Origin of the sequence: Paenibacillus sp. V4I7, from assembly GCF_030817275.1 — a bacterium.
Classification (GTDB): Bacteria; Bacillota; Bacilli; order Paenibacillales; family NBRC-103111; genus Paenibacillus_E.
On record NZ_JAUSZD010000002.1, the window covers coordinates 5,275,329 to 5,291,779 of the forward strand.

Sequence of the window (16,451 nt, forward strand, 5' to 3'; positions counted from 1 at the left end):
GATCCTCGAATAATGCTATTTTTCCGTCCGGAAAATTTTTCTCAACCAAGGTCTTGATAATTTTCACTCTAATACACTTTATTTGTTTCTTTCATTTTGAATACCAAAACTTTTTTTGAATCGTGCCCTTCGTATTGATCCTCATATTCCGGGTCTAATTGATGTTCTGCTTCTGGTTGTGGTGGCATCGAGCCGCTTGAGAAAAAAGAGCAAACCTTTAAACCACATCGAGTCTTAAAGGTTAAAGTTGGGGGCAAGAGCACTGAGGAGCATCATCACGATGCTATGGAGAACAATGAAAAATCCTATTCTCGTGTTCAGACGATGACACTTCCCTACCAACCAAACCTATTTCTAAAGATGCAATGGAGCGTTTTCTCAGAAAATGGGACACTTCCTTACTCCGTGCGAAAGGGTATTTGAATTTCGCGGGAAAAAGCCAGATTTTACTTATGCAATATGCGGCAAAAAGAATGAACTGTGAACCAAGTACATATTCAGGTGATCCATATGTCGTATTTATTGGTATCGAGCTAGACATCGAATCGACTGAGCAAAGAATGGAACCAACTTACGGGTCAATTTCAATCGAGTATGTAGGGTAGACATATTAACTTCAAAACCCTGTCCTAAGCATGAGGACAGGGTTTTGCTATGTTTTTTCATTTATGTTTCTTTGAAGTGCATGCCCCTTGGCTTCCCTTACGTTCTCATTCATCTTCGGGCAACTATAACAGTTCAATGCAAGTTATCACTACTCGTTTCTTCACTGTTCGCCTACCTTATAAATGTTATCACACAACCGATTCAAAAGACTGGTCTCATGGCTGACCACGATAACGCCTATGTCTCTGCTTTTGCAGATGCTCAGAAACGCATTCCAAATTTTTGCCTGGGTAATAGCATCCAGCATGGTGGTCATCTCGTCGGCAATAATATATCTTGTGGCGGGATTTAGAGCCCGGACAATGCAGAAGCGCTGCTGCTCACCACCGGAAAGCTCAATGGGCCAGCGGTTCAACCATTCCTCTCGTATTCCGAAAGAATCCAGAATGTCCTGCGAGGGCTTATAAGATTCGTTCAGAACGTCACGCATTCTCCACTTGGGGTTAATCGCCTTTTCCGGGTGCTGGTAAATCAATTGTACCGGACGAAAAGTCCCCTGCTCCAAATCCTTTTCTCCTAACGTTACTCGGCCTGTCTTGGGCGAGATATACCCGGCCAACACTCTGGCCAACGTGGTTTTACCGCATCCGCTGTAGCCGGATAAACCAAGCACCTCGCCTGGCGCGACAGAAATGTTTACATCCTTAAAAATCCATCGATCCTTTTGATAATGGTAACCTAGATTTTCCCCAGTTAGAGGCATTATGTAAGCCCTCCCTTCCCCTGAAATTCCAAATCAAAATCATTTTGCGGCAACGCCCTCCACAACCTTTGGGTATACTCATTTTTCAAGCGTTCGCCCTTGCCTTCAAAAGCCTCAGCATCTGAGATTTCGATCGTTCTGCCATCCCTGATTACAGCTACCCGGTCTGCGATTTCTAATGCCGACATCAAATCGTGCGTAATTAGCATGACACCAGCGCCTTCTTTGGCAAACTGCTCCAACTGCTTTAATATTTCAGCAAGTAGCGCCGGGTGAATCCCGGGCGTGGGCTCATCGGCTATGACCAGCCGTACCCCCTTTCGAACGCTGGTTGCAAACAATACTCTGCGCAGCATGCCTCCAGAAAGCTCGTGGGGATATAACTTGCCATCACTTTTCTTCAGACCATACTGCTGAAACAAAGCTTGCTGTACCCTTGTCGCCTCGTTTTTGTCCAAGCCAATCTGAACCTGCTTACCCACGGTCATCAACGGATCGAGATAATTGACCGATTGGGGAATAAATGAAATTTCTCGCCCCCTCAGCTTCGCTTTTCGTTCATCTGTCAGCGTTTCACCACGGTACCTTATTTCTCCTTCACAAATGGCATTGCCAGGCAGTATCCCTAGAACAGCGTGGGCTAGCAGGCTTTTACCTGAGCCGCTGGCTCCTACGACAGCAACGATTTCCCCTTCATGGATGTCGACCTGCAAATCGGATATAGGCCGGATCACGCGTTGCTCAGTCCCCTTAACATATTGAGTGAAGCCAATGGACAGGTTTTCCACCTGCAATAACAGTTTTTTCTGTGTGTTACTCACGAGGAATCCCCCTATTCATTTGAACTGGCCGGCTCCATCAAAATTCGAAGCTGCTCACCAATATTGTCAAAACTTTTAATGATGATAACTAACAGCACTCCCGGAAAAACCACCAGCCACCATTTTCCTGTAGAGATATGGCTCATTGCTTCCGATAGAATAATACCGATGGCCGGAGTTTGTGGAGAAAGACCGAATCCCAGGAAGGTAAGAGCGGCTTCATGCAAAATTACATGAGGAAACATCAATAGAAAGCCAATCATAATTTGAGGAAAAATCGAGGGCATGATATGTTTTCTTGCGATATGCCACGTGGATTTCCCATAGCTTTTGGATATTTGGATGTATTCCGCGTTTTTAATTTGAAGCACCTCAGAGCGTACGATTCTAGCGAGCGTTGTCCAATGCGTCAGAGAAATGCCGAGTACAATGCCATAAATGCCGCCACCTACGATGAAGCAAATCAAAACCATGAAAACAAGATGAGGCATTCCTATAAACAAATCGATAACCCAGGATATCGCAGCATCTACTGCTTTGCCAAAGGTGGCCGCACAAATTCCCAACACGGTTGCGATTAGCACGCTGAGCAAGGAGGCAAACGCTCCAACTGATAGTGAAAGACGAAGTCCTTTGATGGTCCGCGTGAACATATCCCGTCCCAGCCAGTCCGTGCCGAAGAGATGTTCAAGACTTGGAGCAAGGTTTTTGCTCGCCGTACTCAGACGGAGATTGTCATTGCTCAGCAAAAAGCTGAGAATCAGAATGGCCACTAGAAAACTAGAAGAAATTGCAAGTAATAGAACCATTTTTTTTCGTACATTCAGCCCTTTTTGTAAGCTCAGCATCTTATCTCTCCCCCTTCATACGCGGATCTACAACCTTATTCAAAATATCCGCAATCAGATTCCCAGCAAATACAAACAAGGAGCTAATTAGAATAATTCCCACCATTAAGGGTAGGTCACCCCGTAACCCCGCAGTGGTCAAGGTACTGCCAAGTCCCGGATACGCAAATACTTGCTCCGCCAGCATGGAGCCTCCGAAAAGCTCGCCGAAGTAGGCAAATTGCAGGGAAATGGCGGGAATGATGGAGTTCCGAAAGCCATGATTAGTAATGATCTGCCACTTGCTCTCGCCCCTTGCCTTCGCAAAGATGACGTACTCTGTGTTTAGGATATCAATCATTTTCTCGCGGGTGTGCATCGCTACATTGGCAACCCCTAGAATGCTTAATGTCAAAGCCGGTAACACGAAATGCCGAACCCGATCTATGAACTGCACGTCACTCTCCAACACCCCGGGGGGTACAGCCAAGCCTACTGGAAACCATTTGAGCCAGACAGCAAAGACAATTAACAGAAGGAGTCCCATCCAGAAGATCGGAGTGGACACCAGCGTGTAGCTGTACCATTTAATGATTTTATCCGTTGTCTTACCCCGATTCACGGCAGCGATCATACCCAGTATATATCCAATAATGCCTGATAAGACCCAGGCCGTACCCATTAAGGCAAGTGATGTTAAAAACCGACTTTTGATAATATCAATAACAGGACTGCGATAAAGCTTTGATGTTCCAAAGTTACCTTGCAGCATCGCCCCTGCCCAGGAAAAGTATTGTTCTACCGGGCTTTTGTCCACGCCCCAGTATTCTTTAATTTTTTCAATTTGTTCCGGCGACGCCGAGCTGTCCCCTGCGATATAAGCATTGATCGGATCCATCGGTGATAGATGAATGAGGGAGAAGGTCAAAATGGATAATCCGATCAGCAAAGTGACAACACGAATCAGACGAATAGTAATGCTTCTTGCCACGTTAACTCTCCTTTCCACACAAGCAAAGGGAGTTCTCAGAAGCGGAGAGCCGCTGAAAACTCCCTATATCCCGTCATATTCAGTGAATCAGTTTTTCCATGTCCATTCCGTTATATTGCCAAACAATGCCCATTCATGACCATGCGAGTGAATCGGTTGCTTGCCGAGACCTAGCTTTTCATTTGCCAGGTACAAGTGGTCCACACGCAGCAGCCAAACAATCGGAGCATCTCCAATTCCGCTGAAGCCAGTTTGTCCGTCCCATTGAGCAAGCTTCCAGTATTTATTCGCCTCTTCCTGTGTGGAAGCCGTAAGGGCTTGATTTAAATACTCGTCAACCTTCGGATTCCGGTAATTTGCCATATTGTTAATACCCTTATCGATTTCACTCGAGGCATTCATCGTGTACAGCTGATACGGGTGATGCCTTCCACCTCCCCATGTTACAGCTGCCGTCTTGCCTTTGAGATAGATCTCATCCCAGGTAGCGCCAATGGTGTTGATCTTGATACCGAGTTCAGTCGCCTGATCGGCAACAGCCAGAGAAAGGTCGCTACGAAGCTGATCATTGGAACTGAAATAGAGGTCAAACTCTGCTTTGCGACCTTCTTTTTCCAAAATCCCATCCTTGTTGGTATCCACCCAACCTCCACCTTCAAGGATTTTTTTTGCTCCCTGAATGTCGCCGTCTATTACAACGGTTTTCTCGTTAAACCATGGCAAATTATCACATAAGCAATACGCATTTTTACCATAACCATCCAATGCTACATCCAGAAGCTTCTGACGGTTCAGTCCGATATTGAGCGCTTTGCGTATGGCTACATCACTGGTTACATCATTGCCTGTCTTGACTTCTTTACCGTTGGTCATGCCTTTGCCGCCGCTCGGCTGTGTAGGCAACATGATCCCACGAGAGTCGATGCTCTCATAGGTACGAAGCGTCATGCCATCCACCTTTTGCTTCGCGAATGTCGGCGGAACATAGACAATATCAGCTTTGCCGGCCTTTGCGGCTGCTAGGGCCGCATCCTCTTGGAGAAGCAGGAAGGTCAGTTTTTTGAACTGGGGCTTCTTACCGTACCAGTAGGAATTGTATTCCATAATTACTTGCTGCCCATCGTCGTACTGAACCACTTTATAGGGACCGGAGCCAATTGGATTTTTGGAGTAGTTGTCATTGTAGTGCGCTTTCGGAACAATGCCGATCTCCGTCAGTTGGCTAACAAAAGTCGAACGCGGTTTGTTGATCGTGATGACAATTGTATTACCAGCTGCAGCTTCGATCGACTTAACGAACGTCAAATCAAATTTGATGCCGTCCTTCTTGAGCATTTCGTATGTAAATTTGACATCCTCCGGAGTCACCGGCTCACCGTTGGAGAATTTGGCATCATCACGCAGTGGGAACGTCCACGTAAGGCCATCATCACTGACTTTATAAGATTTCGCAAGATCCCCAATAAAGTTAAGGTCCGAATCAATTGCGAGTAGTGAGCTGTGGGTCAGACGAATTTGTGTCATTCCCCAGCCCTTCTTAGGATCGAACTGTCCGCCGTCCATTTTACCTACAGCTAATACCAAATCCTCTTTAACTGTAGTCGAGTTCGGTGAACTGGATGAATTTTGGGATACCGGAGAAGCGGTTTGACAACCTGCCAATAACATAAGTAATGACAATACCATTGCTAAATGCGATAAACTCCACTTTTTTATGAATTTTTCTCTATTTTCTTTCATGTGATACCTCCTAGTAGGGATGATTGCCAACAATTATTCCTCTTTCATTCCATTCGCTTAGGCTTGTTAATTTCTTTCTTTACCTTTGTCATAGCAACGCACCCCGCCACAATCAAGATTGTGCCAACGATGGAGAATATATCTGGTATTTCCATCCAAAATGCAAATCCCCAAAACGCATTGAAGGCAATGCCGATATAACGCACGATTTCTACCACAACTGCATTTTCATGCGTAAATGCCTTGGTCAGGAAAATTTGTGCCAATAATGAAACCACACCAATACAGATCAGATAAAACCATTCCATGGCATTCGGCGAAACAAACTCGTTCCACATGAGAGGAATGGAGACCACAGTGGCAGTTACCATAAAATAAAAAATAATTTCATAGGCATGGTACTTTCGGCTCAAAAATCGGATACAAATACCTGCTTCAGCAGAAAAAACAGCCGCCACAATCCCCAACAATGCAACAACAGAATAGGTGGAATATCCGAAAGGTTTAATAGTAAATAATGCGCCAACAATAACAACTGGCATGATGAGATACACTTTTGGCGGAATCTTTTCTTTTAAGAATAAGCGCGAAAGCAGCATCGTAAAGATCAGCGATGTATTGATAAGTACGATGGCATCCAATAAAGGGATATTCGCAATCGTGTAAAAATAAAAGATCATGTAGAGGGCTCCGCAGCATCCTCGTAAAGCCAGCATCGGAATGCCCGATTTTGAAAATTTCACCTTGTCTTTTTTCATCAGATATAGAATTATGACCGTTCCAATTACACTTCTAAAAAAAACAATTTCGTTGGATGGAATAGATGCCGCTGTCGCTTTAACAAACGCGTTCATGATACTGAAAATTAAGCTGGAGGACATGGCATACACAATACCGCGAATGGTTGCATGGTTTTTAATGAAGTTCATGTTGATTTATATTTCCCTCATTACATATGAATGCGACCTCTTCATCCAAACACTTCGGATCGAAATCGTCAGATAACAAGCCCTCTTTATGCTGTTGCGCAAATTGTTTCAGTTTTTGTTCATATTGATCGATCATTTTATCTATAGTTGGCGTCGACAACGTTAGATTTTGAGCTATGCCCTGTAATAGTTTCAACCTGTAATAGTCTTCATTGGGAACTCTGGGAACGCACCAGTAGCCTTCCTGATTTTGGTATACCTTATGAATGGGTACGGCCGAAAAGTCAAAATACCTGCCCTCCGCATCTGGAGTTGAAAATGGATCTATTAATAAGGACGCATATCTTATGTATAATAAATATTCCTGCTTGATCGCATCAAATGAGGTGAAATTTTCAATATCATCCCGGGACAAGCTTTGAGGTCTTACGGGATACGTGTCATCATTCATAAATTGAAGAAGATTAAAACGTTCTACGTTAAAAGCCTGCAAGATCCCTGTAATTTCTGTCCATTGCTCCAGCAAGTCACGCATGACATATTGTGTTATCGGACCTTCCGGATAAAACTTGTATGCATATTTAACTGTTTGATCTTCTCCCCCAAATATAAAATCCAGAGCATACTCGTTCATAAATATCGGCGTATGCACATAGATGGAGATATTTCGGCTCTCCGCTTCATAGGGATTTCTCATTTGTTCAACTGTAACCCCCAACTGCTGAAGCATATCCGATAGCTTTCCGCATGCTTCTGAATTTTTACTTGAAGAGCCTATGTATATTTTCTTTTTTACTGCTTTTGTCAACACTTCAACAGCAGAGTTCTGGCCATTCGTTCCTTTGGTTGCTGCATAATACGTAGAAAAACTAATGACTTCAGCCGAACAGCCGTTTCTTTGTAAAAAACTCCTGAACAGACTGTTTGAGCCTATGGTTGGCGAAACCAAGACAACACATTTCACATGTTTCAAAAGAGCTACATCTAATTGCTTGATCACACTTATATAGGCGTCATTTGTAACCGATAAGATGATCGTATCCCATATGCCGCGAACCGCCTGATACTCTACAAATGTATCATCGATAATGCATTCACCGGACATCGCATGATGTTCCTTGTTTTGTACATGTACGCGCACTTTATTATTATTTTCACGCAATTCATTAAAAAATTTTTCTGATCGCGTCGACGATCTGCCAGCAATTCCTACATGGCACCCCAGCTTACTTTTTATATTGACCCCAATTTGCACTGCCGCTGAACCGGTTCCCAATATCAGTACCCGCTGCAAGCTCATCACCCCTTTTTGTATAAAGCAACATCAAACACATGGTCTGGCTGTGATACCTGCCTCACTATCTTCCAAAGTGATCTGTCTATATCCTGTAAGGGGTAATTAAACAAAGATTTAAAACTGTTGCCATATCGCATAGCAACAACAACATCCTTGTTTGTCAATGGGTGCAGCTGCGTTAAGAGATCAAACTTCTCTTTTATCGTGGAAGCAAATACGATATGTGTAGCCTCCCGGGTAAAGGCGATTTGATCTATCGTGGAAGCATCAATCGTGATTTTAGCGTTTTTTCCGAGCATGTTAACAACCGTTTTTGCCAAATAAATAGCTTCCGGGTCAATATCTATGCCCACGACTTCTGCTCCCGTTGTATTTGCGATTAATAAAGGAGTCATCGGGAACGCTCCTGCTCCGATCATGAGCACTTTAGAATCAGAAGTGATCTCAAAACTGCCAAACTCAGTTTCGATACAGGCTTCTATATTGTGAAAGTAATCGGCGATACCTTGTCTGTCCTTTTGCAATTCAATCGCTCTATACTTTTCCATTGCCCATACGCAATAGGCGGACTGCTCTCTAAGTTCTGCTACTCGCTTCGCTAAATCAACATCGTTTTGGCGTTCGATTTGTTCCCATTCTTCTTCATTTTTTTTATCCAATATAAAAGCTGTAAATTCGCCTATTTTCTTTTCCATTTCGTCATAGTTATTTCCATATTGTTTATGTGCAATATTCAGTTGTCCGAATTCGGATAGAAAAGTGTCCAGTTGATGAATCAACGCAGTTTGATCGGTCATCCTATGTTCCTCCATCAATCATTTATATTGTCCCAATTTAGACAAAAGCTGTTCCTACAGCAGATATATCCACATGCCCCTGAATGGCTAGACCGGTCATCTGGTCTTCTTGATATTGAGCCCAAACTTCAATCATGCCGCCTGGCTGTTTAATTTCCATATGGATGTCTCTTTGGATTTCATTGGCCACACATGCACCTAATGAAGCTGTTCCTGAACCGCACCCCCGCTCCCAAATCATGGTATCCGTATCGGGTATATAAACCAGAGGTTCTATCTCATTGCTTTGCCTTCGGTACAGCATAACTCCTGATGCAGCTTCACCTTGCAACAGCTCAGGAGATTTTACAATAATCTGCGCCATTTCTCGAGAGTAGCTATCGAAATTAGGCACATGAACTACAGCATGAACAATTCCTGGATACCTTATAATCGTAGTCGGAACGTGGACATCCCTGCAGTTTATCGTTTTTTTATGTATAGATAGAGGAAGTGGCATATCCAACTTACAAAGATAACCGGTCTGTTGCGCTGTAACCTCACATAACAGCAGCTCGTTCGCCCCAGAAACTTCCAAGGGAACTTCCAAACGGTTTCCAGGTTGCAAATTCTTTTTCCACGCCATGACTGCAGCCAAAGACATGGTCGCATTTCCGCAGAACTCTCCAGCCATCATTTGAAGTCTTGCCCATGCCGTAGCACTTTCCGAAGATTCAATAAATCCTACCTGTTCGGCAAAAACGTGATCATAGGCCATCATACTGGAAGCCATTCGATTGTACATTTCTCTGGTGTGGAGGCTTTCCACAAGAATGGTCATATTCTGAGTAGGATTTGTTTTTATAAACTTGACTTCCATCCTGCGTTTCGCACCTCAATTTCGTAAGGGACTATGAATATGGAAATTCATATACAGAAAATAACCTATTCTCTTGTCTGAGTAATGTTAATCGTCATAGAGTTCTTGACATATAATATCCCTCTTTTCGTTTTGCAAGTTACAAAAAGTACGAAAGACTAGGTATCTGTTAATAGTAAATAATACTATTAACGTTGGATTAATCGTAACGATAACGATTAATATTGTCAATAATTTCTTTTTTAGTTTTTACTTGTTCGAAAAAAATAAAGTATTAGACTAGAGTTGTTGATTTGACGCGGTTTTGGAGATGGAAAATATTCAGCTTTTGAGAAATAAGTATTAGTCTGAACCACACAGAGACGCAGCGGCAGTCTTAGACTCGTAAATAAAGTCTGAGACTGCCGCTGCAATGATTGAACTATCGTTCTGCGTTAGTTTAATGGAATCATACGAGATTTGCCCTCCATAGCCTCTCTGTTTTAGTTAATATTCCTTCATCGAGGACAAGAATAACTATCTATAAAAGACAAGAATTTGTACGGTTTTCTCTCTGTCAAAAAACAATATAAAAGAGATGCTGGCGAAATGCCGGCAGCTCCAGTTATTAATAATAAGTTGTTTCTTTACCCCGCGCTGCCTATGCCAAGTTACGTCATTAAATTTCTAACATACTTATCGACATATCGCTGCAGTTCTTTATTCTACTCAGTGGGGTTATCATACACCATCATAGCCACTGACGTGGACGGGAAAACAGTAGAGTCTCATTGCTCGCTCATGCCGAACCCACCGCTCGAAAATTGGAATTGATAATGCTAGGTACTTATCAAGGACGGCGATTATATTAGCTTGAATGGAACCGAAAGATATGTAGAAAAATTGGAAAACAGGTAACGCCGAACGATTCACAGTATTATTTTCGTTAAAATATTGGTGCACCCCCTCCTTGGGCAAATTTCTAATTAGATTTCTCTCGTTTGTTGAATTTATTTACTCTTAGACAAGTCCTGTCGATCATAAGGTTTACACCGTCTTCAACCAGAGTAAGTACTTTCGTTATAATTCGTATATAATGTGCGGCCAAGTCTCTTCTTATCGATGCGGCCTGTATCTGTTAACTAAAAGTACGCCAGCGTAATCATTTAAAACTCCCCCACTTAAACCTATATAACCACAGAGTCAATTAGACGATGTGGGTTCGGGAGAGATGATCAACTTGATCCAGAAACAGAATATTATCCTGATGAATTACCGAGAAGGATGATCTCAAAGAGAGATCAGTCGAATGATAGGGGTGAATCGAAGACGGCATCAACATTTACTTGTAGGCATTCAACAGAAGATACTCCCATTATTAAATTCACCAAGCTTTTGCGAAACTTTCTTGGTAAGATGAGCGTCCTTATTGATCGAGCAAGCGTTGTTCATATCTTGTTTTGTTTCGTCGATTTGATTTTGGTCTGCTCGCATTTGATTCACCTTTCCCTCATTTGAGATGGCGCGAATGGAAAAAAACTGAAAGAGAAGAAACTAGTGACCCCTAGTTTCTTCAAAGGAAATTTCTCGATTCTGTATTCATAGCTGAGATTGCGTTCCTTGGCTTCCCGGACTACGGATCGGTATTGCTTGAGGATGGTCGGTTATCGAATGTCCAAAATTTTATTTTTTCGCTATATACAGCAGCAATCTTATCAAATAATTAACGCAACTTTTGCACCTAATACAGTAGTCTAATCTTGCTACTCTAAGAGCACAGAAGAAAAATTTCCACTCTTGGCAGAAAAACACCTTAGGTCAATGACACTTTTCAACACATAACTTATCTTATGTACTGAAAAAACCAGCCCCCTTAAACTTAAACGAACTGGATTACGCTGCATTCATTCTACTATCGTTTTTCGTTAGTTAGTCAGCTAACCCGAAATACTTAAATCTTTTTTCTCACAAGTAATTATGGTTACCCCAGAGTGATCACTTGTTTTTTAATGCTTTCGAACAACTGAACCTATCCCGAAAGCTAATACTTTCGTTAATTCACAAAAAATGGAGAACCGATCTCCATTTCATTTGAATCTATTTACCTTTCTTCGACATTAAACTATGAACGATCATCCCGGTTACGACACCAAGAATACCTGTCCAAGACAGACTAGAAGGAAATGCCGCATCGAGTATCACTAATTCGCCAATGACTGTAAAAATGATTTCTCCGGCTTGAGTCGCTTCTACAGCAGCCAGTTGATGTGCGGATCTTTTTACCATTTCTGTCGCTTTGAAAAAAAGAACGGTTGCAACGACTCCCGAACAAACTGCTACAAGAGCAGATTGGCCAATTTGCCCTGCGCTCGGTACGCCAGCATGAACCAAAGCACAGAGAGAAAGCAATATCCATAACGGAAGGCTGGCCAGTGTCATGCCAAGAACACGCTGGTAGGTATCCAGCCGTTCTCCGCAAACCTCCATCATCTTACGATTGCCAAGCGGATAAGCAAAAGCTGCTAGAAGAACAGGCACCACGCCTAAAAGCGCGTCTTTTATGGAGAGGTGGCCGTCATGATCCGTCTGTATAACAATTACCCCAAATAAGATGATGAGAGAAATCAACAGACCTCTTAACGGGGTTTTTTCCTTTATCCTAATAGGCCCACTCTTTGTTACTATTACCTTGCTGAATAATGGAGTAAGTAATGAACCCGCAATAATGGTTACCTGCCAGGTAGCTGCAATCAACCACCCAGGTCCGTAGGCAGCGGAAAAACACAGCGGTACATAAAATAATCCGAATCCTACCATGCTCCAGCCCATCCATACCCCTAACTGCTTTCTCATATCAAAAAGCAAGGCCCGGAGATTCCCCCTATTCCAGACAATCAACAATAGGATAGGAAACATGAATAGAAAACGAAGCGAAGCGCTCCATACCCAATGTCCGCCGGACAGCTCCATAGACCGGTTCATGATGAAAGAAAATGAGAAAAAAAAGGATGCCATAATGCCGTAAAGCATCGGAAGAAATGATTTCATCCTGCCAGATAAGCTTCTTTTACTTGATCGTTGACAAGCAATTTTTTTGCGTCATCCTCCAGAATAAATTCACCGGTCTGTATGACATAACCGCGATGGGCGATTTGCAGCGCTTGGTATGCGTTTTGTTCTACGAGCAGAATCGTCATCCCTGTTCGGTTCATCTCCTGAATAATTTCAAAGATTTGATCCACGATGACGGGAGCCAATCCCATCGACGGTTCGTCGAGCAGCAATAGCTTAGGTTTCATCATGAGCGCACGGGCTATGGCAAGCATTTGTTGTTCGCCACCACTCATGGTGCCGCCTGCTTGGTGCAAGCGTTCTCTCAAACGTGGAAAGTAATCGAATGACTGTTCCATACGCTCTTTTATCACTTTTTTATCCTTAACTGAAAATGCGCCCATCTCCAAATTCTCCTTAACAGTTAGCCTTGGGAATATGCGCCGGCCCTCCGGGACATGAGCAATGCCTTCCATCGCCGTTTGATGAGGTGGCCAAGCCGAAATATCACGCTTATCAAATAAAATGGAGCCTTTCGTTTTCACCTGACCGCAAATGGATTTAAGTGCTGTGGATTTTCCCGCTCCGTTGCAACCGATCAACGTGACTATTTCCCCTTCATTCACATGAAGTGAGATTCCCTTTAATGCTTGAATACCTCCATAGTAAGCCTGGACCTCTTGAAGCTGCAGTAAGCTCATGATTTCACCTCTTGACCTAGGGCACTTTTACCTAAATAGGCTTCGATCACACGCGGATTCGAACGAATCTCATATGGGGATCCTTCAGCTATCTTTTCACCGTGATCCAGAACTAGAATGCGATCAGAAATCTCCATGACGAGTTTCATATCGTGCTCAATCAATATGATCGATACGTCCAGCTCCTGTTGAATGCTTCGAATAAGCTCGGTTAGTTCTTTTGTTTCACGCGGATTCATTCCTGCGGCGGGTTCATCCAGCAGTAGTACTTTTGGTTTAACCGCTAGCGCTCTCGCGATTTCAAGCCGCCTTTGCGCTCCGTAAGAAAGGCTGTTTGCATTTTCATTGAGATGAGGCTCGAGACCAACATATTGCAATAGTCGGTATGCTTCATCCATCGCATTTTGTTCCTCAAGTCGAATCTTAGTAAGTCCTAGTAAAGTGCTTAATATTCCGCCTTTTAAATGAATATGCATGCCGACCATCACATTTTCAAGAACCGTCATATTTCCAAAAAGTCTAATATTTTGAAAGGTCCGGGCTATGCCCTTTTCTGTAATTCGATCCGGCTTAACCTTCACAATCGATTTACCTTCCAATTCGATTTCACCTTCATCAGGCGCATAAATACCGGTGATTATATTGAAAAAAGTCGTTTTCCCGGCACCATTCGGACCGATAACAGCGGAAATTTCACCTTTTTGAAACTCAAGTTGAACTCCGTTAACGGCAACCAATCCGCCAAATCGTTTGACCAAATTATTAACACGCAAAACGGTCATTGGGCGATCCCTCCGCTTTGAGGATTTACTTTCTGTACGGAAGCTGATGAAATTCGTTCCTGAATCAGCTTTTCGTTCACTCTGCGATTTTTCACCGAAATCAATCCGTTTGGCCTAAAGACGGCAAAGAGGATCAGAATGGCTCCAAAAATAAACCTCTGCATCTTGGATGGAGATAAGGCAAATGGAATGTGGACTACGCCTTGCAGTGTTAATTGATTTAACCAATTAGTAAATTCCGTAAGCACCTGCAGGTTGAGAATCGTAATAAGTGCAGCTCCAAGTATAACGCCAGGAACACTCCCCATTCCTCCTAATACAACCATGACCAAAATCGTAATGGACTCAAGTAATGTAAAGCTGGAAGGATCAATAAACGTTTGTTTGGCTGCAAAGACGACTCCCATCATCCCGGAGAAGGAAGCTCCCACAGCGAACGCTGTCAACTTCGTGCGAATTAACGGAACCCCCATGGATTGTGCGGCAATTTCATTCTCCCGAACTGCCTTCCAGGAACGACCCATTCGAGAATGTTCAAATCTCTTTACTCCGAAAATCACAAAAGCCAAGATCGCTATCACAATGAAATAAAATTGATGAGGATGCGTAAATTCAAATCCGAACAGATTTGGAGGCTTGATCGACGATATGCCCTTAGCGCCGTTCGTAATGTTAACTGGCTTCTCCAGGTTGTTGAAGATGATGCGGATCATTTCCCCGAAGCCCAATGTCACGATAGCGAGATAATCTCCTTTCACCCTAAGGACAGGCAGGCCGAGAATGACCCCGAACAGTGCAGCCATAAAGCCGCCTACAAAAATAAACAGCCAAAACGCAGAGCCCGAAATAGGAAACAAATCACCTGGGATAAAGTGATTCGCCTGAGCGGTAGAGAAGATGCCATACGTATAAGCTCCAATCGCGAAAAAAGCGACAAAACCCAAATCCAGAAGCCCTGCAAAACCGACCACGATATTCAGCCCGAGCGCCATCGCGATATAAATCCCGCTCTGCGTTGCAACTTCCATATAAGATTCATAGGCGGGACCTCCCGATGAAGCAAACGGAATAACTAGAATTAGCATGACTCCGCCGATAATCCATTTGACTTTATTTGAAAATGAAGTGTAGTAAAGCAAAAGCAAGGATGCCAGCAATAATAAAAAGGCAATGACCGATTTAGCCGTCATATATACACTTAGTGCTGTAACCGAGACGAGAAGGACAAGTATCAGTGCTTGCATTTTCGAGTTTTGCGCTAATGCCTGCTTTATTTTATCCATAATGGGTCACCTACACTTTCTCTTTGACGGCTTTGCCAAACAGACCTTCGGGTTTGAATATCAATACGATGATTAAAATCATAAAGGCAAACACATCTTTATACTCCGAACCGAAGCTGCCGTTCGTCAGTAAGCCAAGATTAGAAGAAGCGAACATCTCTAATAACCCAATGACCAGTCCACCAAACATGGCACCCCGAATGTTTCCTATACCTCCAAGCACAGCTGCCGTGAAGGCTTTCAACCCTAATATATAGCCGATAAATGGATCGATCGTACCGTACTGCTGCGCAAACAAAACCCCTGTAGCCCCGCCTAAAGCTGAACCGATGAAAAAGGTCAGAATAATGATTTTATTCACATTAATTGACATCAATGAAGCCGTTTCACGATCTTGCGCTACCGCCCGCATGGCCACTCCCCATTTGGTACGATTGATAAAAAAATCAAGGGAGATCATCAACAATACAGCCACTACGATAATGATGATCGTATTGGTTTTCAAAGAAGCATCTCCGAGCCATGATCCAAGAGAAGAAGTGCCGATGGTCACATTTTTATCGAACAACGTAATACCGCTTATGATGTAGTTTCCTGTTCTCAATTCGGATATAAAGCGAACGAGATCTTGAACCACGAAAGAAACACCAATCGCAGAGATAAGTGAAATCAGCTTGGGCGCTTTTCGGAGAGGCTTATAAGCAATTCGTTCAATTCCCACCCCCAACAATCCCGTAAACAGCATGGCGATAGCGAGGATTAGAACGTATGCAACCCATCCCGGCATACCACTAAGCCACCCTGTAGATTGAAAAAGGAATAATACCCCTGTCCCGACGAATGCCCCAGTCATAAAAATTTCGCCGTGTGCAAAATTGATCAATTCGAGAATACCGTATACCATGGTATATCCTAAGGCAACGACCGCATAAATAGCTCCTAAAGCAAGCCCGTCGATCAATACTTGGGGGAGTGAGTGCAGGATGTTTAGGATCATGAAGCTTCTCCTTTCGCAGGTGAATAAA

15 protein-coding genes are annotated in these 16,451 nt (G+C 43.3%); 1 reads left to right on the forward strand and 14 read right to left on the reverse strand.

What is annotated here, in order from left to right; all coding sequences use genetic code 11:
* Positions 1–350 precede the first annotated feature (350 nt).
* Positions 351–605 carry a GTP-binding protein gene (locus QFZ80_RS39180; RefSeq protein ID WP_373460435.1) on the forward strand — a complete coding sequence of 85 codons (255 nt, stop codon included), beginning with the start codon at positions 351–353 and terminating at the stop codon, positions 603–605.
* 161 nt (positions 606–766) lie between these two features.
* Here QFZ80_RS39180 and QFZ80_RS24685 read toward each other — a convergent pair whose 3' ends face one another.
* From QFZ80_RS24685 to QFZ80_RS24750, 14 genes are all read right to left on the reverse strand, one after another.
* On the reverse strand, positions 767–1,369 hold the full coding sequence (locus QFZ80_RS24685) for an ABC transporter ATP-binding protein (protein WP_307561580.1): 603 nt from the start codon (positions 1,367–1,369) through the stop codon (positions 767–769).
* Positions 1,369–2,190, reverse strand: coding sequence for an ATP-binding cassette domain-containing protein (locus QFZ80_RS24690; RefSeq protein ID WP_307561582.1), 822 nt, complete (start codon positions 2,188–2,190; stop codon positions 1,369–1,371). The genes QFZ80_RS24685 and QFZ80_RS24690 overlap by 1 nt, the downstream gene beginning before the upstream one ends.
* Positions 2,191–2,201: 11 nt before the next feature.
* Positions 2,202–3,038, reverse strand: coding sequence for an ABC transporter permease (locus QFZ80_RS24695; RefSeq protein ID WP_307553477.1), 837 nt, complete (start codon positions 3,036–3,038; stop codon positions 2,202–2,204).
* A gap of 1 nt (position 3,039) precedes the next feature.
* Positions 3,040–4,008 (reverse strand): ABC transporter permease, encoded by a 969-nt coding sequence (locus QFZ80_RS24700; protein ID WP_307561584.1) that lies wholly within the window; start codon positions 4,006–4,008, stop codon positions 3,040–3,042.
* 87 nt (positions 4,009–4,095) lie between these two features.
* Positions 4,096–5,748, reverse strand: coding sequence for an ABC transporter substrate-binding protein (locus QFZ80_RS24705; protein WP_307561586.1), 1,653 nt, complete (start codon positions 5,746–5,748; stop codon positions 4,096–4,098).
* Positions 5,749–5,792: 44 nt separating this feature from the next.
* Positions 5,793–6,677 carry a DMT family transporter gene (locus QFZ80_RS24710; RefSeq protein WP_307561588.1) on the reverse strand — a complete coding sequence of 295 codons (885 nt, stop codon included), beginning with the start codon at positions 6,675–6,677 and terminating at the stop codon, positions 5,793–5,795.
* Entirely contained in the window at positions 6,664–7,977 is a 1,314-nt protein-coding gene (locus QFZ80_RS24715; RefSeq protein ID WP_307561591.1) for an opine metallophore biosynthesis dehydrogenase, read from the reverse strand. Before QFZ80_RS24715 ends, QFZ80_RS24710 begins: the two co-directional genes overlap by 14 nt.
* Positions 7,977–8,771: an SAM-dependent methyltransferase gene (locus QFZ80_RS24720; RefSeq protein WP_307561593.1), complete on the reverse strand. Its 795-nt coding sequence runs from the start codon at positions 8,769–8,771 to the stop codon at positions 7,977–7,979. The genes QFZ80_RS24715 and QFZ80_RS24720 overlap by 1 nt, the downstream gene beginning before the upstream one ends.
* A 37-nt stretch (positions 8,772–8,808) precedes the next feature.
* Entirely contained in the window at positions 8,809–9,630 is an 822-nt protein-coding gene (locus tag QFZ80_RS24725) for a histidine racemase CntK family protein (RefSeq protein WP_307561595.1), read from the reverse strand.
* 2,076 nt (positions 9,631–11,706) lie between these two features.
* Positions 11,707–12,657 (reverse strand): DMT family transporter, encoded by a 951-nt coding sequence (locus tag QFZ80_RS24730; protein WP_307561597.1) that lies wholly within the window; start codon positions 12,655–12,657, stop codon positions 11,707–11,709.
* Entirely contained in the window at positions 12,654–13,361 is a 708-nt protein-coding gene (locus tag QFZ80_RS24735) for an ABC transporter ATP-binding protein (RefSeq protein ID WP_307553469.1), read from the reverse strand. Before QFZ80_RS24735 ends, QFZ80_RS24730 begins: the two co-directional genes overlap by 4 nt.
* Complete coding sequence (locus QFZ80_RS24740; protein ID WP_307561599.1) at positions 13,358–14,143, reverse strand: ABC transporter ATP-binding protein; 786 nt, start codon at positions 14,141–14,143, stop codon at positions 13,358–13,360. The genes QFZ80_RS24735 and QFZ80_RS24740 overlap by 4 nt, the downstream gene beginning before the upstream one ends.
* Positions 14,140–15,426 (reverse strand): branched-chain amino acid ABC transporter permease, encoded by a 1,287-nt coding sequence (locus QFZ80_RS24745; RefSeq protein WP_307561602.1) that lies wholly within the window; start codon positions 15,424–15,426, stop codon positions 14,140–14,142. Before QFZ80_RS24745 ends, QFZ80_RS24740 begins: the two co-directional genes overlap by 4 nt.
* 10 nt (positions 15,427–15,436) lie before the next feature.
* Entirely contained in the window at positions 15,437–16,423 is a 987-nt protein-coding gene (locus QFZ80_RS24750; RefSeq protein ID WP_307553466.1) for a branched-chain amino acid ABC transporter permease, read from the reverse strand.
* Positions 16,424–16,451 lie beyond the last annotated feature (28 nt).